Annotated in this window: 24 protein-coding genes; 3 read left to right on the top strand and 21 right to left on the bottom strand. The window is 51.3% G+C overall.

Going from position 1 to position 20783, the window contains the following annotated elements; all coding sequences use genetic code 11:
- Positions 1-28: 28 nt before the first annotated feature.
- On the top strand, positions 29-451 hold the full coding sequence (locus tag LI114_RS01995) for a helix-turn-helix domain-containing protein (protein ID WP_022126825.1): 423 nt from the start codon (positions 29-31) through the stop codon (positions 449-451).
- A gap of 449 nt (positions 452-900) precedes the next feature.
- Here LI114_RS01995 and cls read toward each other — a convergent pair whose 3' ends face one another.
- The 4 genes from cls to murC form a co-directional block, all read right to left on the bottom strand.
- On the bottom strand, positions 901-2499 hold the full coding sequence (gene cls, locus LI114_RS01990; protein WP_227218922.1) for a cardiolipin synthase: 1599 nt from the start codon (positions 2497-2499) through the stop codon (positions 901-903).
- A 222-nt stretch (positions 2500-2721) separates the two neighbouring features.
- The gene (locus LI114_RS01985; protein ID WP_227218920.1) at positions 2722-3396 is read right to left on the bottom strand and encodes a hypothetical protein; all 675 of its coding nucleotides are present in this window, start codon (positions 3394-3396) and stop codon (positions 2722-2724) included.
- Positions 3397-3440: 44 nt separating this feature from the next.
- The gene (gene lexA, locus LI114_RS01980; protein WP_022126567.1) at positions 3441-4028 is read right to left on the bottom strand and encodes a transcriptional repressor LexA; all 588 of its coding nucleotides are present in this window, start codon (positions 4026-4028) and stop codon (positions 3441-3443) included.
- 38 nt (positions 4029-4066) lie between these two features.
- A complete protein-coding gene (murC, locus tag LI114_RS01975) occupies positions 4067-5488 on the bottom strand; it encodes a UDP-N-acetylmuramate--L-alanine ligase (RefSeq protein ID WP_227218918.1) in 1422 nt (473 codons plus the stop codon).
- A 136-nt stretch (positions 5489-5624) separates the two neighbouring features.
- On the opposite strand from murC, the gene LI114_RS01970 reads away from it, so the two are divergent.
- Positions 5625-5909, top strand: coding sequence for a SpoVG family protein (locus tag LI114_RS01970; RefSeq protein WP_227218916.1), 285 nt, complete (start codon positions 5625-5627; stop codon positions 5907-5909).
- Between the two features lie 91 nt (positions 5910-6000).
- Here the strand turns inward: LI114_RS01970 and LI114_RS01965 are convergent, their stop codons facing one another.
- The 14 genes from LI114_RS01965 to LI114_RS01900 all read right to left on the bottom strand — a co-directional run bounded on the left by LI114_RS01965 (position 6001) and on the right by LI114_RS01900 (position 16442).
- Entirely contained in the window at positions 6001-6273 is a 273-nt protein-coding gene (locus LI114_RS01965; protein ID WP_022126564.1) for an HPr family phosphocarrier protein, read from the bottom strand.
- 313 nt (positions 6274-6586) lie between these two features.
- Positions 6587-7330, bottom strand: a complete 744-nt coding sequence (trmD, locus tag LI114_RS01960) for a tRNA (guanosine(37)-N1)-methyltransferase TrmD (RefSeq protein ID WP_227218914.1) — start codon at positions 7328-7330, stop codon at positions 6587-6589.
- Between the two features lie 18 nt (positions 7331-7348).
- Positions 7349-7855 (bottom strand): ribosome maturation factor RimM, encoded by a 507-nt coding sequence (gene rimM, locus LI114_RS01955; protein WP_227218912.1) that lies wholly within the window; start codon positions 7853-7855, stop codon positions 7349-7351.
- A 241-nt stretch (positions 7856-8096) separates the two neighbouring features.
- Positions 8097-8888, bottom strand: a complete 792-nt coding sequence (locus LI114_RS01950; protein WP_227218910.1) for a biotin--[acetyl-CoA-carboxylase] ligase — start codon at positions 8886-8888, stop codon at positions 8097-8099.
- A 76-nt stretch (positions 8889-8964) separates the two neighbouring features.
- On the bottom strand, positions 8965-9627 hold the full coding sequence (locus tag LI114_RS01945; protein WP_227218907.1) for a peptidylprolyl isomerase: 663 nt from the start codon (positions 9625-9627) through the stop codon (positions 8965-8967).
- 137 nt (positions 9628-9764) lie between these two features.
- Positions 9765-10169: an ATP synthase F1 subunit epsilon gene (gene atpC, locus LI114_RS01940; protein ID WP_227218906.1), complete on the bottom strand. Its 405-nt coding sequence runs from the start codon at positions 10167-10169 to the stop codon at positions 9765-9767.
- A gap of 3 nt (positions 10170-10172) precedes the next feature.
- The gene (atpD, locus tag LI114_RS01935) at positions 10173-11567 is read right to left on the bottom strand and encodes a F0F1 ATP synthase subunit beta (RefSeq protein WP_022127704.1); all 1395 of its coding nucleotides are present in this window, start codon (positions 11565-11567) and stop codon (positions 10173-10175) included.
- A gap of 26 nt (positions 11568-11593) precedes the next feature.
- Entirely contained in the window at positions 11594-12478 is an 885-nt protein-coding gene (gene atpG / locus LI114_RS01930; protein WP_227218904.1) for an ATP synthase F1 subunit gamma, read from the bottom strand.
- A 36-nt stretch (positions 12479-12514) separates the two neighbouring features.
- Positions 12515-13984, bottom strand: a complete 1470-nt coding sequence (gene atpA / locus LI114_RS01925) for a F0F1 ATP synthase subunit alpha (protein WP_413770893.1) — start codon at positions 13982-13984, stop codon at positions 12515-12517.
- A gap of 35 nt (positions 13985-14019) precedes the next feature.
- A complete protein-coding gene (gene atpH / locus LI114_RS01920) occupies positions 14020-14526 on the bottom strand; it encodes an ATP synthase F1 subunit delta (RefSeq protein ID WP_022127707.1) in 507 nt (168 codons plus the stop codon).
- Complete coding sequence (atpF, locus tag LI114_RS01915) at positions 14519-15010, bottom strand: F0F1 ATP synthase subunit B (RefSeq protein WP_227218900.1); 492 nt, start codon at positions 15008-15010, stop codon at positions 14519-14521. Before atpF ends, atpH begins: the two co-directional genes overlap by 8 nt.
- A 69-nt stretch (positions 15011-15079) precedes the next feature.
- Positions 15080-15298 (bottom strand): ATP synthase F0 subunit C, encoded by a 219-nt coding sequence (gene atpE, locus LI114_RS01910; RefSeq protein ID WP_022127709.1) that lies wholly within the window; start codon positions 15296-15298, stop codon positions 15080-15082.
- 102 nt (positions 15299-15400) lie between these two features.
- Entirely contained in the window at positions 15401-15619 is a 219-nt protein-coding gene (atpE, locus tag LI114_RS01905; RefSeq protein WP_022127709.1) for an ATP synthase F0 subunit C, read from the bottom strand.
- Between the two features lie 73 nt (positions 15620-15692).
- Entirely contained in the window at positions 15693-16442 is a 750-nt protein-coding gene (locus tag LI114_RS01900; protein ID WP_227218898.1) for a F0F1 ATP synthase subunit A, read from the bottom strand.
- 487 nt (positions 16443-16929) lie between these two features.
- Here LI114_RS01900 and LI114_RS01895 point away from each other — a divergent pair, with 487 nt between their 5' ends.
- Positions 16930-17844, top strand: coding sequence for a LysR family transcriptional regulator (locus tag LI114_RS01895; RefSeq protein WP_227218896.1), 915 nt, complete (start codon positions 16930-16932; stop codon positions 17842-17844).
- A gap of 163 nt (positions 17845-18007) precedes the next feature.
- Here the strand turns inward: LI114_RS01895 and LI114_RS01890 are convergent, their stop codons facing one another.
- From LI114_RS01890 to serC, 3 genes are read right to left on the bottom strand one after another with little or no spacing between them, the layout of a single operon-like run.
- On the bottom strand, positions 18008-18304 hold the full coding sequence (locus LI114_RS01890; protein ID WP_227218895.1) for a hypothetical protein: 297 nt from the start codon (positions 18302-18304) through the stop codon (positions 18008-18010).
- A gap of 26 nt (positions 18305-18330) precedes the next feature.
- A complete protein-coding gene (locus tag LI114_RS01885) occupies positions 18331-19482 on the bottom strand; it encodes a 3-phosphoglycerate dehydrogenase family protein (protein WP_227218893.1) in 1152 nt (383 codons plus the stop codon).
- A 33-nt stretch (positions 19483-19515) separates the two neighbouring features.
- A complete protein-coding gene (gene serC, locus LI114_RS01880; protein WP_227218892.1) occupies positions 19516-20598 on the bottom strand; it encodes a 3-phosphoserine/phosphohydroxythreonine transaminase in 1083 nt (360 codons plus the stop codon).
- Positions 20599-20783 lie beyond the last annotated feature (185 nt).

Raw genomic sequence — 20783 nt, 5'->3', positions numbered from 1 at the left:
TGATATAATTTTACCGAGGTGAAAGAATATGAACACGATCTTTGGAGGAAAGATGCTTTATCTGCGGCAGAAAAATAATCTGACGCAGGAGGACTTAGCGGACAAGCTGGAAGTCAGCAGGCAAACGGTATCGAAGTGGGAGTCTGGTGCGACGTATCCCGAGATAGAGAAGCTGGTACAGATAAGCGAGCTTTACGGCGTTTCGATAGATTTTCTGCTGAAAAACGCAAAGACGAGCAAGGATATAGAGGAAGAGCGTTTAGAGCGGGTAGTTTTGCGTTTTCTGGGTTCGGCGCAGGATATGGAGGACATTTCCGAGCAGCTCATCGACATAATGAAAGACGGCGTTATCGACGAGCAGGAGCGCATAGAGATGGAGCGCATAAACGGCGAGCTTGACGCGATCGTCGAGAACATCAACAAGATAAAGAAGATCGCTTCGGCGGGGTGAATTTTCTTTTTACATCTTTTTTCTATGTGCATAAATTAAGCGCATGGCTGTTTTTGGGGGCAGCTATGCGCTTTTTTGGTTTTAGGTTATTTCTTGTCTTTGGCTTTTACTTTGAGTTCGTTCAAGGGCGTGCGCCCTTGAAGGGTTTTGTCTACGGGCGACCTACTAGGGGCAGCCCTCCCTTGCAGGGCATGCCCCTCTTGAAAATCAGTCCACCGGACTGATTTAGGAAATACGGCGAAGCCGACTTTCCCATTCACCCTATGCGGAGCGCCCTACGGTAGGGGATTTCGCCGTCTGCGGACGGCGACGATTGGGGCTTCTCGCCCCCCTCGGCAAAGCAGGAAACTCAGCTTTGCTGATTTTCACGCGCCTTGCAACCGCTTCTATTGACAGAGACTTTTACTTTGTTTGGGAAAACATTACGTTATTCAAAGCTTATTTCTTTTTTACAGCATTGGCTCTAAGATTTTCAAGAGTCCTGCCATCAGCTTCCTGCTTTTCGGTCTATTCCTGCAATCTTCCAGCGTTACCTGCCTGCACTTATTCTCCACCATGTAATCAAAATCTGCCTTGACGTCCGCCACGGCGCTGCATTTATACATATAGCATGAATTTTCAAAGTGCAGATACAGACTCCTATAATCTAAGTTTATCGTGCCGACAGCCGCTTTCTCATCGTCCGAAACGAACGTCTTAGCGTGTATAAAGCCGTCAAACTCATATATCTTCACTCCCGCTTTTATTAGGTCTTCAAAGTAGCTCTCGCCCATCACTTTTACATACCATTTATCTGGTATCCCCGGCACGATTATCCTTACGTCTACCCCGCTCTTCGCCTTGTATATCAGCGAGGAGGAGAGCATTTCGTTCAGTATAAGGTACGGCGTGGTGATGTAGCAATACTTCTTCGAGGTGTTCAGTATATGCAGGTAGCTCAGCTCGCCTACTGCCTCGTCGTCAAGCGGCGAATCGCCGTATGCAAGCACATATCCGTCGGAAGCCACGTTTTCCACACGGTGCAGGTAGGGGCGGTATCTGTCGTAATCGGCGGGCTTTTCCCGCGGCGATATTACCTCCCACATCTGCAAGAACATCATCGTCAAGTTCCAAACAGCGTCCCCGCGCAGCATCACGCCCGTGTCTTTCCAGTAGCCGAAGCGCACTATGCGGTTTACATATTCGTCCGCTATATTGTCGCCGCCCGTGAATCCCGTGTGTCCGTCTATAACGATTATCTTGCGGTGGTCGCGGTTATTCTGCGTAGAGGAAAGCATGGCGATAAATGGCTGAAAAACGCGCGTCTGTATTCCCCATTCAGTGAGCTTTTTGTGGTAGTTGAAAGGAAGCAGGTGCTGCGAGCCTAAGCCGTCGTAGATAAAGCGCACCTCTACCCCCTCGGCGACCTTTTGGCGCAGTATATCCAGTATCTCGTCCCACATACTGCCTTGGTCTACTATGAACATTTCTATAAAGATGTAGTGGCGGGCTTTTTTGAGCTGTTCTTTTACCACTTCAAATTTCTCCTCGCCCGAGCGGAAATACGTCACCTCAGAATTTTTCTGCATAGGGTAGCCTGCGTAGTCTTTCATGTAGCAGACGTAGTGGTAAACGTCCTCGTCCTGCGTGCGCAGCTCCTCCATCAGGGCTTTATCCTGCTGCAGGTAGGGCTTTGTGCTCTCGCACTTTTTCGCGTGCATTTTGCGTATCATGCGCGTGCCGTACTGGTTTGAGAGTATAAAATATATCGCCACAGTGAATAGCGGAAAAGCCACCAGCGGCACCAGCCAGCCTATCTTAAATTCCGATTCGGTATCCCTGTTTATGATGTAGACCGCCGTAGCCGCCGCAACTATCTGAAATGCGAACTGCACCAGTGCCGAGTGCCGCTCTATACCGAAAAGTATATAGCCGAGCACCATTAACTGCGCCACCAGCATAAGTATCACGACAGTGCGCTGTGTGGCGATGTAGATGAGCAGATGTTTCAGCTTTCGCCGCAGCGGATATTTATTTTTGCTTTTTTCTATATCCTTTTCCTTTCCCATTTATTTTCCCTTTCCATTTCTTCTGTTTTTAAGGCAATACCGCACAACTATTGTGTGCAGATTGCGTCGTCAGATTTTTCGTCAGATTGCCTAAAGCCGACGACGCTTAACTCGCGTTAAGCTAGGAGGTTTTGGGTGATATGACGGAAAATTGTTTTGGCTTCGCAAAAACGCAAGCAAGATGTGCACAAAGCCGCTAGGCGGTAGTTGTGCGGTGTTGCCTTAAATAAACATTCCCATAAGCGTGCTCTCTATCCTGTCGGCGCGCACGTCTTTTCCGTTTATCGAGATATTTTTCACGTCTACTTTCAGCCGCGCGGTATATACTATCTCGTATTCGTCGCCGTGCTTGGTAGTGCCCGTGTATGTGCAGGTGCCCGTCAGCGGGTTCACGCTCCATTTTCCCGATTCAAAATAGCTTTCCATAGCCTGCCCGTAGTTTGAGCTTTCCAGCTTTATCTCCGTCTTGAAATCGTAGGTAGATATTTTCACGCGGAATATCTGCACGAAAAATATCGCGAAATACAGCCCCACCAGCACTACTGCCGCCGTTGCCGCGTGGAATATCAGCCTTGCCTTTTTGCTGCGCTTTTTCGGCGCGCGCTCCTGCCTTTCGGGCGCAGGCGATGGCGACGGTCGTGGCATGGGCGCAGGTCTGCGCTGAGGCGCTGTCTGCGGACGTCTTGCCTGCGGCTGACTATTGCGAACGGTTTGTCCATTCTGAACCGTCTGCCCCGTGCGAACAGTGCGCACGTTCCTGACCGGCTGCTGAGGTCTGGGCGCTCTCTGCTGAGGGCGCGGGCGCGCGCTTACAGCCGCCACCTTGCCGCACCGCGGACATATCTTCATATCAGGCGTGAGCGGCGCGCCGCAGCCTGTACAAAATCTGTTGCTCATAATGTTCTCTCTTTCATCTTTCCAAAAATATCTTTATATGTATCTCACAAGTATCTTACTACCGCCACCACTCTGCCGAGTATCGCCGCGTTATCTGTAATTATCGGCTCCATAAAGTCGTTCTCGGGCTGTAAGCGGTAGTGGCCGTTTTCCTTATAAAAGCGCTTTACCGTGGCCGAGTCGCCGTCTACCAGCACCACGGCTATCTCGCCGTTATCCACCACGGGGGTCTGCTCGGCTATAACAATATCGCCGTCGAGAATCGCCGCGTTTATCATAGAATCGCCGCGCACTTTCAGCGCAAAAAGCTGCTCGTCGTAATGGCGCGAGGGATTGAAGTCTATATAGTCCGTTATTTCTTGGATAGCCGTTATCGGCTGACCCGCGGTAACTGTACCCACCAGCGGAACTTTCATAGTCGGCGAGCCTGCCAGCCGTATAGCGCGGTTGAGATTATCCTGCTTTTCTATAAGCCCCTTTTCCGTCAGCGATTTCAAAGCGCGGTGGGCAGTAGAGGTAGATCTGAAGCCGCAGTATGCGCATATCTCGCGTACCGAGGGGGGATAGCCCTCGCCTTGCAGGCAGTCGCGGACATATTCGTAGGTCTTGCGTTCGTTTTCGGTAAGTTCCATATGCTCATCTCCCTTTCGGCGGTCTGCCGCCTGTTGGTCTAGTCCTTATCTTTCAGCTTTTTCAGCAGCATTTTCGCCGCCTTGTAAGCGTCGCCGCAGCCCATGGTTATCACGAGGTCGCCTGCCTGCGCGTGCTCAAGCAGGTAGTCGGTCACCTGCCCGAAATTGTACTCTTTCTGCTCGGCGGTCTGCTTATCCACAAGCTCGTGGTCTGTTTCAAACCATACAGCGCAGGGTATCTTCTGCGCCAGCTGCTCGGCGTAGATACCGTGAGTATTCTTCTCGCGGCTGCCCATTATATCCGTGATTATAGCGGTGTCGGCTATCTCGAGCGCCTGAACGAATTCGTCCATCAGTATCTCGGTGCGCGAGTAGGTGAAAGGCTGGAAAACCGCCCATACTTTTCTGAAATCGAGCGATTTCGCCGCGCGCAGAGTAGAAGCTATCTCGGTGGGGTGGTGCGCGTAATCGTCCACCACAGTTATGCCGCGCTCTTCGCCAAGCTGCTCAAAGCGCCTTTTCGCGCCGCGGAAAACGTTCAATCCCTTTTCTATGCCGTCATACGATACGCCCGCGCTGCGCGCCGCAGCCGTAGCCGCCAAAGCGTTGAGCACGTTGTGTTTGCCGGGCACGAATATCGCCATATCGCGCACATATTCGCCCTTATGGTAGAGCTTGAAAGAGGTCTTCATGCCCTTTACGCCCGTTATCTCGGCGCTGTAATCATTGCCGCGGCCGAAGCCGAAGGTTATCTTAGGCTTATCCACGCCCTCTACCGCGCGGCAGGTGTTCTCGTCATCGCCGTTATAGATAACGCAGCGGGTAGCCATTTCGGCGAATTTGCGGAAAGACTTTATGATGTTCTCAAGCGTGCCGAAATAGTCGAGATGGTCGGCGTCTACATTCAGTATAACTGCCGTATCGGGGTAGAGCTTTAAGAAATGGTCGAGAAATTCGCAAGCCTCGCAGACCATGTTCTCGCTCTTGCCAAATCTGCCCGAACCGCCGATAGCGGGCAGCTTACCGCCGATAACGCAGGAAATATCAGTGCCCTCCTCGAGGAATATCTGGGTGAGCATAGAGCTTGCCGTAGTTTTGCCGTGAGTACCCGAGATACATACGGCGTTATCAAAAAGCGCGGTGATGAGCCCCAGCATCTCGCTGCGCTCTACCACCTCGGCGCCGCTCGCGCGGGCAGCCACCAGCTCGGGGTTATCGGGCAGGATAGCGGCGGTGTAGACTATAAGGTCTGCGCCCTCGATATTTTCCGCGCGCTGACCCATGTGCACCTCTATACCCATATTGCGCACCGCCTGAAGTGTTTCAGTTTCGTTATTATCAGAGCCTGTGATAAAGTAGCCCTGCGAATGAAGTATTTGGGCGAGGGGGTACATACCCGAACCGCCTATACCGATAAAATGCAGATGTTTTTTCGTTTTCAGCTCGTCTAGCGTTAGCATAGCGATTATCTCCTTTATGTGCTGTTTTTCGTGAATATACTATTATATTTATTATACTACATTCGGCGAAAAAAATAAAGACCTTTTTGCATAATTTTCAGCAAATCGTCAAACTTTTTTATGGAGGTGCTGAGATATGGAGATAACCGAGGTGAAGATACGGCGGCTGACTTACAGCGGCAGGCTGCGCGCGGTGGTGAGCGTTACTTTTGAGGGGCTGCTCGCCGTGCATGATATAAAGGTGATAGAGGGCGGCAGCAGATTTTTCGTAGCTATGCCCAGCAGGCCGGACGAAGGCGGCGTTTACCGCGATATTGTCCACCCGATAAACGGCGAGATGCGCAAGGCGCTCGAGGGCGCGGTGCTTGAGAAATACCGCGAGGCAGCAGCTGATCAGCCGCCCGCCGAAGATGATAAATAATTGACCGCCGACCATCATATCATCTGACTGCAAAAAAGGCAGCAAAAAAAGCCCGAAGCTTTTTCGCCTCGGGCTTTATCTATTTATTGAATTATCTAGCTTCCTCAGAAAAACCGCTGTCTACGAGATCTACCAGACCCTCAACAGCCGCCTGCTCGTCAGCACCGTCAGCAATAATTCTGATAGAAGTGCCGCCTACGATACCGAGCGAAAGGATGCCGAGCAAGCTCTTAGCGTTTACTCTTCTGTCCTCTTTCTCGATCCAGATGGAAGACTTGAACTCGTTAGCCTTCTGGATAAAAAATGTTGCAGGGCGCGCGTGAAGTCCAACCTGGTTCTGAACAACTACGTCTTTAACGTACATAATAAACCTCTCCATTCATAATTCAAATTGCCATTTTTTCGCGTAACTTAATGCAGTGCCCGCGCACCGCACCGGCTTTTGGGTCTGCCCGACCCACTGCCTTTTCTCAGTTGCTACTAACTATTATACCCTAAACTTTCCACTTCGTCAACACGAAATTTCCACAAAGCTGTCCGTTTCAAAAAAATTCTGTTGTTTTAACAAAACGCATTCTCGCAAAAGCCGTTTTACTTGTGCACACTTGCCAAATATCTTTAGAATTTGTGTTAACGTGTTTATAAAAAGTTTACACTTGCTTGTCCGTAAAAGCCATTTATACATTTTCTTTCAAATTTTCTGCAAATTCTTTGTGCAGTATGTCTAAATCGTCTTTTGTCAGCGGGTACTTGTCCAGCATTTCGGGGCGCTTTTTTGCCGTATTCAGCAGCGACTGCTCGTGCCGCCATTTCATGATATTGGCATGGTGACCTAAAAGCAGCACGGGCGGTACGGCCTCGCCCTCCCACACCTCGGGGCGGGTGTACTGCGGATACTCCAGCAGACCGTTGAAATGGCTCTCGTCCTCGTAGCAGTCGGGCTGCGAGAGCACGCCGTCTAGCACGCGCACTACCGAATCCACCAGCACCAGCGCGGGCAGCTCGCCGCCGCTCACAACATAATCGCCTATCGAGATCTCTTCGTCTACTATTTTATCCAAAACGCGCTGATCTACTCCCTCATAATGCCCACAAAGTATAAAAATATCAGACATCTGCGCCAGCTCCAGCGACTTTTTCTGCGTAAGCGTTGCCCCCTGCGGCGACATATATATGACGTGCGGCTTGCGCTCGCCGCAGACCGCTTTCCAGCAATCGTATATCGGCTGCGCCTGCATCAGCATACCCTGCCGCTCGCTGTAAGGGGTGTCGTCCACGCGGCGGTGCTTATCTAGCGTGTAGTCGCGGATATTGTGGCAGTGCGCCTCAAAAAGCCCTTTCTTGCGCGCCCGCCCTATCACGCTTTCGTTCAGCGCAGTTTCCATAAAGTCGGGAAAAAGCGTTGCTATATCAAATCTCATACTCCGCCATGCTCCTTTTTATATGTCGAAAAGCCCATCGAGCGGGGTTATCTTCATTACCTTTTCTTCCAGATCTATACTGTCTATCACCTGCGGTATCGCGGGTATGAGCAGCTCTCTGCCGTCCTCGGCGGTAATGTGGTAAACGTCGTTCGCGCCCGTTTCGGTAACGTCGGTCAGCTTGCCGTAGCGCTCGCCGCTCGCCGAATCGTAAACTTCCAGCCCTATCAGGTCGGCGATGAAGTAGCTGCCCTCTTCAAGCTCCACGTCTGCGCGATCCATATACAGCACATGGTTGCGCAGCTTCTGAGCCTCGTTCGCGTCGTCAACGCCCTCTATTTTCAGTATCGCCATATTTTTCTGCACGCGCGCCCGCTCGATGTTTACAGGCGTGCCGCTTTTCCAGTAAAGCGTTTCAAATTCGCAGAGCAGCTCGGGCGAATCGCACCAAGGCTGCACCTTTACCTCGCCTTTTATACCAAAGACAGAGGTTATTTTTCCAACTTCAAGCATATTTTCAGGCATTGTTTTACTCCTTTGTAAGTCCATACAGCTCGAAGGGGCGCTTTTCCAGCTCATTTCTGTAAATCGCGACCACCTCGCCGATGCTAAAATACATATATTTACAATTTCCGATATATCCATCGCGTATCAAGCCTTTTTGATACGTCATATCTTGAATAGTGTACCACGCTTTTACAGGCGCCGCGCCGCACGCCTATCTCGGCAAAAGCACGCGCCAGCGCCGCTCTGTCAAGCGCCCCTCTCACAGCTTCACGCTTATTTCGCCCGAATATAGCCTGCCCAGCTCGCCGTTTTCGTAGCGCACTTCAAGTTCCGCCTTGTCGTCGATGCTCAGCACGCGGCAGCGGCGCTCTCTTCCGCCGTCCACCGCCGTAATATCTCTGCCGACTATGAAAGATCTGCGGCGGTACTCGGCTATGTTTTCCGCGCGCGGCTCGCTCAGCGCCTTTTCCAGCTCGCAGCTCAGCCGCGCAGCCAGCAGGTTCGCAAAGCCCGCGGGGCAGTCCTCCTCGTTATCGAAGATCGCGCAGGCGCGGCCGGCTATCTCATCGGGAAAGCCGCCCTGCGGCGGGGTGATGTTTATGCCTATGCCGATTATCGCCCACTCGGTCAAGCCGCCCGAAAGCGAGCTTTCGGTAAGTATGCCGCAGACCTTGCGCTCGCCGATGTAAACGTCGTTCACCCATTTTATCTGCGCCTGCCTGCCGCTTGCGGCTTCTATCGCGCGGCAGACAGCCACCGCCGCCGCCGTTGTGAAGTACAGCGTTTCCTCGGGCGGAGTGTTCGGGCGCAGCAGCAGCGAGTAGTACAAGCCCTTTCTGGGACTGAAAAAGCTGCGGCCGAGCCTGCCTTTGCCCGCCGTCTGCTCGCGCGCCATGAGCACGCAGCCGCCCTCAGAGCCTTTCGCTGCCCAGCGTTTCAGCTCGTTGTTGGTAGAATCTACCGAGTCGCAGACGAATATATTATATCCGCAGCCCACAGCCAGCGCGCGGACAGCGCTCTGCTCAAGTTCATTTACGTTCAAATCATTCATATTTTTACACCTATGTTCATCTGTTCGTCAGTAAAAAATGCGGCGGTAGCCTAACCGTCGCTGTATTGCCGCAAATTTAGCCCAGTGTTATGTCAAACTGCGCGCGGGGGTTGCCCTCGCTGTCGTCGTCTATCATCTGCGCTTTGCTTATCGTGATGGGCGTCAGCGGCTTTGAAACAGCGTTGTCAGAGCCTGTAACGCGGTCTACGCTGAGAAATTTGTCAACAGTTTCCATACCCTCGGTGACTTCGCCGAAAGCCGCGTAATCGCCGTCGAGGAACGAGCAGTCGTCAGTATAGCAGATGAAAAACTGCGAAGAAGCGCTGTCCGGATCCTGCGAACGTGCCATAGATACCGTGCCGCGCTTATGTTTCAGCGGGTTTTCCACGCCGTTGGACGAAAATTCGCCCTTTATAGTTTCCTCAGCGCCGCCCGTACCGTCGCCGTTGGGGTCGCCGCCCTGTGCCATGAAGTCGTCTACCACGCGGTGAAAAGTCAGACCATCGTAAAATCCTTCTTTCACCAGTTTTTCAAAATTCTCGCAAGTTATCGGCGCGTCATCGGGGTAAAGAGTTATGGTAAAGCTGCCAAGCTGAGTAACGCTCTCGCCACTCGCGGTCGCCTTATCGAACTCCTTTTTGGTGCGCTCGGGCATATTTTTATCGTGGCAGCCCGTGATAGCCGAAGCCGCAAAAGCCGCCGCCGCCACTGCCGCAATTACTTTCTTTAAAATGTGCATAATGCCGTTCCCTCTTTCTTTTTCATAGATCAGTGTAAACTCTCTTTTATTATAACACACAAAGTGCGCTCTTGTCAACTTTTACTCGTACAAAAAAGCCGCCCGCGCAGCGCAGACGGCTAATCGTGTGTATGAAGTTAATGCTTGCCCGCAGCTTTTATTCTCGCCATGGCGCGGTTTAGCGCAGCCTTGGTGTGGTAATACTGCTTGGTGGAAAGTTGCTGGCGCAGGCGCTCTTCGGCTCTCGCCTTAGCCGCCTCGGCACGCTTGATGTCTATATCTTCGGGACGCTCTACCGTATCGGCGAACATCTTTACAAAGTCGGGCATTACTTCAAGAAAGCCCTCGGAAACTATCGCGCGGTGCCATTCGCCGTCGCAGCGGTACTGTATCTCGCCCGCCGAAAGGCAGCATATCATAGGCTCGTGCCCCGCCATTACTCCGCGGCTGCCGTCGATGGAGGGGAAAATAACCTCCTCGCAGTCGCCGCTGAAAAAGTATTTGTCGCAGGCAAGTATATCCAGCTTGAAGGTTTTAGCCATAGCTTATTCCTCCTCCAGCTTCTTCGCCTTTTCTATCACGTCGTCGATAGTGCCTACGTTGTGGAAAGCTGCTTCAGGGTACTCGTCCATATCGCCGTCGAGTATCGCCTTAAAGCCGCGCAGAGTTTCTTTCAGCGGCACATATTTTCCGGGAACGCCCGTGAATGTTTCCGCTACATGGAAAGGCTGCGAGAGGAACTTCTGTATCTTTCTCGCGCGCATAACTGTCTTTTTATCCGCTTCGTCGAGCTCTTCCATACCCAGTATCGCGATGATGTCCTGCAGCTCTTTGTACTTCTGGAGAACTTCCTGCGTCTTGCGGGCGATGCGGTAGTGCTCTTCGCCTACCACGTCAGGCTCTAGTATCCTCGAGGTCGATTCCAGCGGGTCTACCGCGGGGTAAATGCCCTGCTCTACTATCTTTCTCGAAAGGACGGTAGTAGCGTCGAGGTGGGTGAACGTGATAGCGGGCGCGGGGTCGGTAAGGTCGTCGGCGGGGACGTATACTGCCTGTACCGAGGTGATAGAGCCGTTTTTGGTAGATGTTATTCTCTCCTGCAGCTCGCCCATCTCGTTAGCCAGCGTAGGCTGGTAGCCAACTGCCGAAGGCATTCTTCCCAGCAGCGCCGATACCTCAGAACCTGCCTGTACATATCTGAATATATTGTCTATAAAGAGCAGTACGTTCTGGTGCTCAACATCGCGAAAATACTCCGCCATAGTCAGACCCGTCTGCGCTACTCTCATTCTCGATCCGGGCGGCTCGTTCATCTGTCCGAAAACCAGCGCCGTCTTGCTGATAACGCCCGAGTCGGTCATTTCGTGCCAAAGGTCGTTTCCCTCGCGCGAGCGTTCGCCTACGCCGGTGAATATCGAATATCCGCCGTGCTCGGTAGCTACGTTTCTGATAAGCTCCTGTATAAGTACTGTTTTGCCTACGCCTGCGCCGCCGAAAAGGCCTATCTTACCGCCCTTAGCGTAAGGCGCGAGCAGGTCTATTACTTTTATGCCCGTTTCCAGTATCTCTACTACGGGGCTTTGGTCTTCAAATTTAGGCGGCTCGCGGTGTATCTCCCACTTAGTTTCCGCCTGCGGCTGACCCTTGCCGTCTATCGCTTCGCCCAGCACGTTGAACATTCTGCCCAGCGTGCAGGTACCTACGGGAACTTTTATGCAAGAGCCGGTAGCCGTAACTTCCATGCCTTTGCTAAGTCCGTCGCTGGCGGCGAGCATTATGGCGCGCACTACGTTGTTGCCCATGTGCTGAGCAACTTCCATCACCTTGGTCTTGCCGTCAAGCTCTACGGTAAGCGCGTCTTTTATCATCGGCAGATCGCCCGAGGGGAACTCTACGTCGATAACGGCGCCGAGCACCTGCAAAATCTTACCCTTTTCCATTTTTTATATCACCGTTCCTTATGTGTTCACTTGTTTTTCTGGCTTCGCGCACCGCTTGCTATCTCAGTTATCTCCTGAGTTATAGCCGCCTGACGCGCCCTGTTGTAATCGAGCGTCAGCTCGGCTATCATGTCGCGTGCGCTGCCCGTAGCGGAATCCATAGCCGTCATTCGCGCGTTCTGCTCGCTGCAAAACGCCTCGGTGAGTATGCCGAATATCAAGCCTTTTACGTAGTTCGGCACAAGATTATCCATAACGGCTTCGGGAGAAGGCTCGAATACCGCGGTAGAGTGGCGCATCTCGTCAGCCACCCTGCGCTCTTCAAAGTGCTCTCTCTCCAGCGGGAAAAGCTTAAGCAACTGCGGTATCTCCTGCGACTTTTCCAGCTTGGTGTATATAACGTGTATCTCGTCGATCCTTTTTTTCAGGAACATATCTGTAATAGTTTCCTGTATGCGGCGTGCGCGGTACATAGCGGGGTCTTGCGCGGTGTAGAGAAATTCGGTATCTACGTTCATTCCGCGCGCTTCAAAGTACGCTCTGCCCATAGAGCCTATCACGAAGAGGCAGGTGTTCTTATGCTTCGCTATCTCCTGCTCCGCCAGCTTTACTATATTGTGGTTATACGCTCCGCACAAGCCTTTATCGCCTGTTACCACCACATATCCGTACATCTTTTCGTCCTCGGGCTTATCCCTGCCGTTATCGAAAAACGGATGCTTGAAATCGCCCGTGTGCTTTAGTATATGGTGTATGCTGTACTGCAGGTTTTCAAAATAAGGCTCGGTAGCGTCAAGAGCGGCGCGCGCCCTTTTCAGCTTCGACGAAGAAATGAGGTACATGGCGTTGGTGATCTTCATTATATCGCCTATACTGCCTATACGCTCTTTTATCTCTCGCATATTTGCCATAGCCTGTAAACATTCCTTTCCGTGCGCGGCGGGTCATCAGCCCTGTTTAAAGTCCTTTGCCGCATTTACGATCTTATCCTCCAGCTCGGGGGTAAGTACCTTTTTCTCGTTTATCTCGTCGATGATGTCGGCGCAGTTAGCCTCGAAATACGACATCACGTCGCGGCGGAACTGCTTTACATCTGCGATGGGAACGTCCAGCATAAGCTTGTGGTTTGCTATGCAGAGCAGTATTACCTGCTCGTGCAGGGGCAGAGGGCGGTAAAGCGGCTGTTTCAGCAGCTCCATCAGCCTGTCGCCGAAATCAAGCATTTCTTTAGTGGTCTTATCCAGATCAGAGCTGAACTGGGTAAATACCTCCATCTCGCGGTACTGCGCGAGGTCCATACGCAGCGTGCCCGAAGCTTTTTTCATGGCTTTGGTCTGCGCTGCACCGCCGACACGCGATACTGAAAGTCCTACGTTTACCGCAGGTCTTACGCCCGCGTTAAAAAGGCGCGACTCTAGGAATATCTGTCCGTCGGTGATGGATATTACGTTTGTAGGTATGTAAGCGGAAACGTCGCCCGCCTGCGTTTCGATAATAGGCAGCGCGGTTATAGAGCCGCCGCCGTGCTCGTCGTCAAGGCGCGAAGAGCGCTCGAGCAGTCTGGAATGAAGATAGAAAACGTCGCCGGGGTAAGCTTCACGTCCCGGTGAACGCTCGAGCAGCAGGCTCATAGCGCGGTAAGCTACGGCGTGCTTCGAGAGGTCGTCGTAGATTATCAGAACGTCTTTGCCCTGGTGCATGAAGTACTCCGCCATAGCCGTGCCGGAGTACGGCGCCATCCACTGTATAGGTGCGAGGTCGGAAGCCATAGCAGCGAGGACTATCGTGTAATCCATAGCGCCGTGCTTCTTGAGGTCGCTCACTACCTTAGCTACGGTAGAAGCCTTCTGACCTATCGCAACGTATATACATATCATATCCTGACCCTTTTGGTTCAGTATAGTGTCGATAGCTATCGCGGTCTTTCCCGTCTGGCGGTCGCCGATTATCAGCTCGCGCTGACCTCTGCCTATCGGAAACATAGAGTCGATGGCGAGGATACCTGTCTGCAAAGGTACAGATACCGATTTTCTCTCGCAAACGCCGGGAGCTTCGCTCTCTACGGGGTAGTAGTCCGCTTCTTTTATCTCGCCCTTGCCGTCTATCGGCGCGCCAAGGGCGTCTATTACTCTGCCTATGAAGTTTTCGCCAACGGGCACGCCCGCGCGCTTTTTGGTTCTGACAGCCTTAGAGCCTTCGTGCAGGCCGTGGTCTGAGCCGAGCAGTACGCAGCCTACCGAGTTTTCGTTTACGTTCTGTACTATTCCCTTTACGCCTGTTTCAAACTCTATCAGCTCGCCGTACATAGCGTTATTCAAACCGTACACGTTTACTATGCCGTCATGTATGGTAATAACGGTACCTGTTTCAGATACCTGCATTTTCGCGTCGAAATTGGTTATTTCGCTTTTGAGCATTGAAATAATATCGTTATTCTTGCCGCTCAAAAAAATCACCTCCGTAATAATTCGCTCTGCAAAGCCGCCACAGCGCTCTTCACGCTCTTATCATATACCTTATCGCCCACCTGCAATATGCAGCCGCCGATAAGCTCGGGTTTTATAACGACCTTGATAACGACGGAGCTTGCGCCGTATTTTTTCATGAGCGTCTGCTCATAGCGCCTGAGAATATCGGCGCTCGGCTCGCTCACGCAGTAAAGCGTGCACGAAAGGGCTTCCTTCTGCTCCAGCTTCAGCAGCTTGTACTGCTCTACTATTTCAGAAAGCTGCGCTATGTGCCCGTATTTTTCCATTACCTTTATATAACTTTTCATACTTTCGGGAAAAGCTTTGTCTATTACCCTCTGCTTTTCCTCTCTTTTTACCGCGGGGCAGCAAAGCGCTTTCCTCAGCTCTTCGCTTTCATCCCATACCCCGCGCGCTTTATCGGCGTCTGCCTCGGGCACGCCCAGCTCCAGCAGCACCTTTGCGCAGTTTTTTACGGCGGTATCAGTCATCAGAAACACCTACCTCAGACAAAAGCTCTTCCGCGTAGCGGCGGTTGCTTTCCTCGTCGATATTTTTCGCCAATACCTGCGAAGCCGCCATTACGGCAAGGCCCGCTATCTCGTCCTTGGCGGCGTCTATCGCCTTGGCTCTTTCCGACTCTATATCCTTTTCGGCGTCTGCCCTCATGCGGGCTGCGTCGCGGCGTGCCTCGTCCAGCATCTCTCTGCACTCGCGCTCTGCGCGCTGCTTGGCGTCGGTAGTTATCTTCACCGCCTGCTGGTGCGCCGCTTTAAGATCCGCCTCATATTCCCTCTTCATATTCTCCGACTCTTCTTTAGAAGCCTTAGCGCTGTCGATGTCGTCCTGTATCATCTTCGCGCGCCTGTCCATAATGGCGGTAACGGGGCCGAAGAGGAACTTTTTCAGCAGCCAGTAGAGCACGAGCAGGTTTATGATAGTCCACAGTATGTCCCAGGGATCTATATTAAGCATTCAAGAATCATTCCTTTCCTTACCGCGGGCTGCGCCGCGGCTTACTTTGCGGGTGGTCAGCAGTTTTGTTTACTTAGCCACAAAGATGATAAGGATAGATACCAGCAGACCGTAAATAGCGGTAGCCTCTGCCAGTGCGCAGCCCAGCAGCAGCGCCTTGTTTATATCGCCCTTAGCCTCAGGCTGTCTTGCTATTGCGTCGCAGGCGTGCGAAGTAGCCATGCCTATACCTATACCTGCGCCTAAACCTGTAAGTACCGCGAGAGCGGCTCCGATTGCTATACTCATAATAAATTACTTCCTTTCAGATGATCTCACTATCTCTAGAGCAATACCGCACAAAGCCGCTAGGCGGTAGTTGTGCGGTGTTGCCCTAAATATCGCTTAAAATCACTTAGCTACAAAGATGATAAGGATAGATACCAGCAGACCGTAGATAGCGGTAGCCTCTGCCAGCGCGCAGCCCAGCAGCAGCGCCTTGTTTATATCGCCCTTAGCCTCAGGCTGTCTTGCTATTGCGTCGCAGGCGTGCGAAGTAGCCATGCCTATACCTATACCTGCGCCTAAACCTGTAAGTACCGCGAGAGCGGCTCCGATTGCTATGCTCATAAAAAACATCTCCTTATTATTTCAGCGGCGCCTTGCCTGCGCGCCGAGTGTTGTCTGACAAACTGATAAGCTTTTAGTCGTCCTCTACCGACTCCTGAATGAAGAGCGAGGTGAGGAATACGAAAATGTACGCCTGCAAGCAGCCGTCGAAAATATCAAAATAGAAGCTGAAAGGCAGCGGCAGTACTACCGCGCATACCATTTTAATAAGCTCCATTATGATGAATGCCGCCATAACGTTGCCGAAAAGTCGCATACATAGCGAAAGCGGCCTTATGCCGATCTCGAGCACGTTCATTGGCGCGAGCAGCGGCAGCGGCTTTACAAAAGACTTGAAGAAGCCCTTTATACCGTGCTGATGGATATTTGAGTATTCGATGAGGATAATGCTCATCAGGGCGAGCGCTATGGTAACGCTCATATCCTTAGTAGGCGGCTTCATTCCCAGCAGACCTATCACGTTCGCGAAGCCTATGTAGATAAGCACCGTGCCGAGGTAGGGAAAATAGCGCATACCGTTTTTGCCCATGTTGTCGTAACAGAAATCGCGTATCCAGCCAACGGCAGTTTCCAGCAGCATTTGTTTGCGCGAGGGCACTATCGAAAGCTTTCTTGTAAGAATTATCGAGAGCACCACGAGCACCGCCATTATGAACCACGTTACCACGGTAGATTCATACACCGGTATGCCGCCGTCAACGAAAGGCACGGGTATGCGGAAAACTACGTCGCAGCTTATCTGCTTATTTATCTCGTCTGAGATATGGTTGCCGTAGTAACTGACGGAAGCGGCAGCCGCAGGGATATTTGCCGAAAGAATCATGCGATTCACCTCCCATAAAAAAGCGTCGTGACCGCACCTTATAAAAACAAGGTGAAAAAAATAAAACCAACCGTGAAAAATTGCCCGAGAACCCTTTTTTGAATTTTCTCTGCCCCAAACTTGCAGAAACACTAAAAAGGCTCGGATAAAATCTCCGTTGATTTTATGCGATAAAACTCGCCGTGCCGAGTACATATTTTTGCTCTTCGGCGCGCCCGGTCTTTACAAACACTATTATAATACAATTTTATTTATATGTAAAATACATATTTTGCATGGTAAGTATACACTTTTTCTATGCTTCGCGTCAAGCCGTCGTTTTTCACAATTTGCAGAAGCTGACCGCGCATATTTTATCACATATCACATGGTTGCAGTGAGGTCAGGCGTTTCCGTACATTTTTCCGCCAAAGAAATTTGACATTTTGCGAAAACTGTGATAAAATAAAGGGAACTGAAAATACGATCCTGAAAGGATAATAAATATATGTCCGATGTAAATTTTGAGCACTACAAAGTGTTTTTTTACGTTGCAAAATTCAATAACATAACCTCCGCCGCCCACGCGCTATACCTCTCGCAGCCCAGCGTCAGCCGCTGCATCGCAAATCTTGAGGAAGAGCTGGGATGCAAGCTTTTCAACCGCTCGAAAAAGGGCGTAGAGCTAACGGCAGAGGGCCAGCAGCTTTACAAGCACGTCAAGATAGCCTGCAAGCATTTCTTCTCCGCCGAGGAGGAGCTTTCGCTGATGCAGAAAGAAACTTCCGGCGTACTGCGCCTAGCGGTAAGCGATGCGGCTTTTCAGCAGCGCATTATCTCGCGCATCAGCGCTTTCCACTCGCTCTACCCCTCGGTGCATTTAAAAATAGACAATATGTCCACCCCCGAAACGATAGAGGCTGTGCACACTAACGTGGTTGATATGGCGGTAGTCACTACGCCTTTTACCTCGCCATACGAGCTAAACGTCACCGAGCTTTGCAAATTGCAGGACATTGCGGTAGCGGGCCGCGAATTCAGCTATCTGAAAGACCGCGAGCTATCCCTTGCCGAGCTTAACAAATACTCGCTGATAACGCTGGAAGAGGGCAGCACCACGCGCCACTTTTTCAACAAGCTTTTCCGCCAGCACGGAATAATGATGAATCCCGATATTGAGCTTGCTTCGATAAGTCAGGTTCTTCCGCTGGTGCGCAGCAGCCTTGGCATAGGCTTTGTGCCGCAGCGCATTGCCGAGGAGGACATACGCGCGGGCAAGATCTTCCGCATAAAGATAAAAGAAGAGATACCGCCGCGCAGCATAAGTCTCATCACCGACGACGAGTACGAAACGAACGACCTCATGACGGCATTCACAGGCGTCATCACCAACCCCGATATACAGCCGCCGCTGAATATGTGACCTGTCCTCTGCCGACTGATTGAACGGTTCAACCACAAAAATATCCCAAAAAAGGAGCCTGCTACCCGCCCGTTGCGGTGTTAGCAGACTCCTTTGTCTTTTACATGGTATTCAGTTTTAGGTCGAATGTTTGAATGGTCGACCGGCAGAGGTCGTAAATGCTTTAATTATCGTTGTACATAAGCGTGGTAGCCATGCCGTTTATCAGGCCTACCACCGCGCCGCTCACTGCAAAATATATCACCGCGGGTATCTTCGTTATCCACACGATAATCCCGAATATCACGATGAAGCCCATAGCCCCGCCTATCTGCACCGCGTAACGGTGGTTTTTCAGAAGCGGCAGCTTTTCGGCAAGCTTCGCTGTGCGCATGCCTTTGCGGTCTGCAATGCGGTAGATGAGCTGTACCAGCGCCATCGGAACTGCTATGCAGAGCGCTATTATCAATAATTTTCCCATTAAAATGACCTCTTTCGAATATCTAATTAAAGTATTCTTACCTTGATAACGCCATCAATAGCTTCGATAGCCGCGGCGTCTACCTTGCCCGTGATGTCGAGCATGGTGTAAGCGTACTCTTTCTTCGACTTGTTTACCAGATTTTCGATGTTAGCGCCGGTCGATGCACAAACGCCCGTTATCTTCGCGATAAGCTCTGGAACGTTGCGGTGCATGATGCAAACCAGCTCGTCGCCTGTCTTTGCAAGCTCTGCGTTCGGGTAATTTACGCTGTTTCTGATAGTGCCTTTTTCGATGTAGTCGATAAGCTCGTGAGCTGCCATTACAGCGCAGTTGTCCTCAGATTCGGGAGTAGATGCGCCGAGGTGCGGCAGAACTATAACGTTCTCCTCGCCCAATACAACATCGTCGGCAAAGTCGGTAACGTACTTAGCTACCTTGCCCTCGCCGATAGCCTTGATAACTGCTGCGCTGTTGATAAGCTCGCCTCTTGCAAGGTTTATCAGGCGAACGCCGTCTTTCATCATAGCTATCTGCTCAGCGTCGATGGTGTTCTTAGTATCGGGGGTGTAAGGAACGTGTATCGAAATGTAGTCGGATGCTTTGTAAATATCGTTGATGTCGGTGGTGATAGTTACTGCGGGGTCGAGGTGCAGGGCTGCGTTTACCGAGAGGTAGGGGTCGTAGCCGATGACCTTCATGCCGAGCGCTACCGCAGCGTTCGCGATCTTTCCGCCGATAGCTCCCAGACCGATGATGCCGAGGGTCTTGCCGTAGATCTCAGGGCCTGCGAACTTGCTCTTGCCGCCCTCTACCGTCTTGGGTGCGTCGGGCGTGCCCTTGAGCGATGCCGCCCATGCAGCAGCCTCAGTTATCTTTCTCGAAGCGAGGAGCAGCGCGCATATAGCCAGCTCCTTTACCGCGTTTGAGTTAGCGCCGGGGGTGTTGAATACTACAATGCCCTCTTCCGCGCATCTGTCAACGGGGATATTGTTTACGCCTGCGCCCGCTCTTGCGATAGCCAGCAGGTTTTCGCCGAACTGCATATCGTGCATCTTAGCCGAGCGGACCATTATAGCGGTAGGGTCGGCGGCGTTGTCGCTTACGGTGTAAGCAGCCTTATCGAAAATATCAGTGCCGCAGGCGGCGATCTTATTCAGAGTTAAAATATCGTACATTGTGAAAAACTTCCTTTCGGTAAGTATATAAAATTAAGCGTTCTCAGCCTCAAATTTCTTCATGAACTCTACGAGCTTTTCTACGCCCTCGATAGGCATAGCGTTGTAGATGGAAGCTCTCATGCCGCCTACTGTTCTGTGGCCCTTGAGGTTCTCAAAGCCGGCAGCCTTAGCCTCGGCAACAAATTTCTTATCAAGCTCGGCGTCGCCTGTTACGAAAGGCACGTTCATAAGAGATCTGTCCTCGGGAACAACCGTGCCCTTAAAGAGCTTGCTCTGGTCGAGGAAGTCGTAAAGTATCTTAGCCTTTTTCTCGTTATGAGCCTTCATAGCTTCCAGACCGCCCATCTTCTTTATCCACTTGAACACCTTGCCGCAGATGTAAATGCCGTAGCAGGGGGGAGTGTTGTAAAGGCTGTCGGCGTCTGCCTGAGTCTTCCACTTCAGCATGGTGGGAGTTCCGGGAAGAACGTCGTCGGTGATGAGGTCTTCGCGCGCGATAACTATAACTACGCCCGCAGGGCCTACGTTTTTCTGAACGCCGCCGTAGATAACGCCGTACTTAGTAACGTCTACCGGCTCAGAAAGGAAGCAGGAAGAAACGTCGGCTACCAGAGTGTGGCCCTTAGTATTCGGCAGGGTCTTGTACTTAGTGCCGTAGATGGTGTTGTTCTCGCAGATGTAAACGTAGTCTGCGTCCTCGGGAATATCGAGGTCTGAGCAATCGGGGATGTAAGAGAAAGTCTTATCCGCAGAGGAAGCTACCGCTACCGCCTCGCCGTACTTCTGCGCTTCCTGATAAGCTTTCTTAGCCCACTGACCTGTGATTATGTAAGCGGCTTTCTTATTCTTCATAAGGTTCATAGGTACAGCCGCGAACTGCTGCGAAGCGCCGCCCTGTAAGAACATTACCTTATAATTATCGGGGATATTCATAAGCTCGCGAATATCTTTTTCTGCCTCTTTGATAATATCGTCAAAAGCCTTTGAGCGGTGGCTCATCTCCATTACGGACATACCTGTGCCCTTATAATCAAGCATTTCTTCAGCAGCTTCTTTAAGAACTTCTTCGGGCAGCACTGCCGGGCCCGCGCTGAAATTATAAACTCTAGCCATTGCTAAAACCTCCATATGTGTAATATTACATAGTTCATACTTGAATGGTGATACCGCCATTCAAAATATACCTCTTTTATTATCTCACTTTTCAGCCAAAATGTCAAGTAGTTTTTAAAAATTAGGGCGTTTTTTATGACATTTACTCTCTAAAGCGCCGCAAATCTTGAAAAATTGACTTGTAT

It is taken from the genome of Ruminococcus sp. 210702-SL.1.03 (genome assembly GCF_020559915.1).
Lineage (GTDB): Bacteria > Bacillota > Clostridia > Oscillospirales > Ruminococcaceae > YE71.
The sequence above is the reverse complement of the archived record's forward strand: the minus strand, read 5'-3'. Positions and strand labels throughout refer to the sequence as shown.

What these genes read in the sequence shown, in the direction of transcription:
- LI114_RS01885 (WP_227218893.1), bottom strand. Translation starts at nt 19,482, where the DNA reads ATGTACGATATTTTAACTCTGAATAAGATCGCCGCCTGCGGCACTGAT.
- rimM (WP_227218912.1), bottom strand. Translation starts at nt 7,855, where the DNA reads ATGCCTGAAAATATGCTTGAAGTTGGAAAAATAACCTCTGTCTTTGGT.
- atpD (WP_022127704.1), bottom strand. Translation starts at nt 11,567, where the DNA reads ATGGAAAAGGGTAAGATTTTGCAGGTGCTCGGCGCCGTTATCGACGTA.
- atpG (WP_227218904.1), bottom strand. Translation starts at nt 12,478, where the DNA reads ATGGCAAATATGCGAGAGATAAAAGAGCGTATAGGCAGTATAGGCGAT.
- LI114_RS01945 (WP_227218907.1), bottom strand. Translation starts at nt 9,627, where the DNA reads ATGCACATTTTAAAGAAAGTAATTGCGGCAGTGGCGGCGGCGGCTTTT.
- atpA (WP_413770893.1), bottom strand. Translation starts at nt 13,984, where the DNA reads ATGCTCAAAAGCGAAATAACCAATTTCGACGCGAAAATGCAGGTATCT.
- murC (WP_227218918.1), bottom strand. Translation starts at nt 5,488, where the DNA reads ATGCTAACGCTAGACGAGCTGAAAACGAAAAAACATCTGCATTTTATC.
- LI114_RS01900 (WP_227218898.1), bottom strand. Translation starts at nt 16,442, where the DNA reads ATGATTCTTTCGGCAAATATCCCTGCGGCTGCCGCTTCCGTCAGTTAC.
- cls (WP_227218922.1), bottom strand. Translation starts at nt 2,499, where the DNA reads ATGGGAAAGGAAAAGGATATAGAAAAAAGCAAAAATAAATATCCGCTG.
- lexA (WP_022126567.1), bottom strand. Translation starts at nt 4,028, where the DNA reads ATGGAACTTACCGAAAACGAACGCAAGACCTACGAATATGTCCGCGAC.
- atpF (WP_227218900.1), bottom strand. Translation starts at nt 15,010, where the DNA reads ATGCTTAATATAGATCCCTGGGACATACTGTGGACTATCATAAACCTG.
- serC (WP_227218892.1), bottom strand. Translation starts at nt 20,598, where the DNA reads ATGGCTAGAGTTTATAATTTCAGCGCGGGCCCGGCAGTGCTGCCCGAA.
- atpH (WP_022127707.1), bottom strand. Translation starts at nt 14,526, where the DNA reads ATGACTGATACCGCCGTAAAAAACTGCGCAAAGGTGCTGCTGGAGCTG.
- atpE (WP_022127709.1), bottom strand. Translation starts at nt 15,619, where the DNA reads ATGAGCATAGCAATCGGAGCCGCTCTCGCGGTACTTACAGGTTTAGGC.
- LI114_RS01995 (WP_022126825.1), top strand. Translation starts at nt 29, where the DNA reads ATGAACACGATCTTTGGAGGAAAGATGCTTTATCTGCGGCAGAAAAAT.
- trmD (WP_227218914.1), bottom strand. Translation starts at nt 7,330, where the DNA reads ATGAGATTTGATATAGCAACGCTTTTTCCCGACTTTATGGAAACTGCG.
- LI114_RS01965 (WP_022126564.1), bottom strand. Translation starts at nt 6,273, where the DNA reads ATGTACGTTAAAGACGTAGTTGTTCAGAACCAGGTTGGACTTCACGCG.
- LI114_RS01970 (WP_227218916.1), top strand. Translation starts at nt 5,625, where the DNA reads ATGGAGATAACCGAGGTGAAGATACGGCGGCTGACTTACAGCGGCAGG.
- LI114_RS01895 (WP_227218896.1), top strand. Translation starts at nt 16,930, where the DNA reads ATGTCCGATGTAAATTTTGAGCACTACAAAGTGTTTTTTTACGTTGCA.
- LI114_RS01950 (WP_227218910.1), bottom strand. Translation starts at nt 8,888, where the DNA reads ATGAATGATTTGAACGTAAATGAACTTGAGCAGAGCGCTGTCCGCGCG.
- LI114_RS01985 (WP_227218920.1), bottom strand. Translation starts at nt 3,396, where the DNA reads ATGAGCAACAGATTTTGTACAGGCTGCGGCGCGCCGCTCACGCCTGAT.
- atpC (WP_227218906.1), bottom strand. Translation starts at nt 10,169, where the DNA reads ATGGCTAAAACCTTCAAGCTGGATATACTTGCCTGCGACAAATACTTT.
- LI114_RS01890 (WP_227218895.1), bottom strand. Translation starts at nt 18,304, where the DNA reads ATGGGAAAATTATTGATAATAGCGCTCTGCATAGCAGTTCCGATGGCG.
- atpE (WP_022127709.1), bottom strand. Translation starts at nt 15,298, where the DNA reads ATGAGTATAGCAATCGGAGCCGCTCTCGCGGTACTTACAGGTTTAGGC.